This window comes from Clostridium sp. CS001 (assembly GCF_020443565.1).
Classification (GTDB): Bacteria; Bacillota; Clostridia; order Clostridiales; family Clostridiaceae; genus Clostridium_AD.
Window position 1 is genome coordinate 1 of sequence record NZ_JAIZZN010000088.1, and the last position, 587, is coordinate 587.

1 protein-coding gene is annotated in these 587 nt (G+C 33.2%); it reads left to right on the forward strand.

The annotated features are described in order from the left end of the window. Positions 1-492, forward strand: a 492-nt coding sequence (locus LGK97_RS19670) for a group II intron maturase-specific domain-containing protein (protein ID WP_319001590.1), incomplete at its 5' end; no start/stop codon positions are given. Positions 493-587: the final 95 nt, after the last annotated feature.

Here is a 587-nt window from a genome sequence, read left to right on the forward strand (position 1 = left end):
GTCAATAAAGACAAGAGCAAGGTCGATAGACCGTGGAAGTTGAAGTATTTAGGATTTACATTTTATCGAAAGAAAGGTGAAATGGGAATAAGGGTACACCCAAACTCTGTTAAAAAACTTAAGGATAAACTTAAAGAAATAACAGGAAGAAGTAATGCTATGAGTATGGAACTTCGTGCAATTAAACTTAGACAAGTTATAGTTGGATGGGTAAACTATTTTAAATTAGCAGATATGAAAAGTACACTTAAAACCTTAGATGAGTGGCTAAGACGTAGAATTCGCTTATGCTATTGGAAACAATGGAAAAGAATTAAAACAAAGCATGATAATCTCAAAAGGCTTGGTATTAATGAATACAAAGCTTGGGAATATGCGAATACAAGAAAAGGCTATTGGAGAATATCCAACAGCCCCATTTTAGCAATAACACTAACTAATAAATACCTTAAAGAAAAAGGGTTTATAACATTAACTGAAAAATATTTATGATTAGGTAAATCTTATTGAACCGCCAAGTACCGAACGGTATGCTTGGTGGTGTGAGAGGTCGCTGAATAAATTAATTATTCAGCTCCTACTCGATT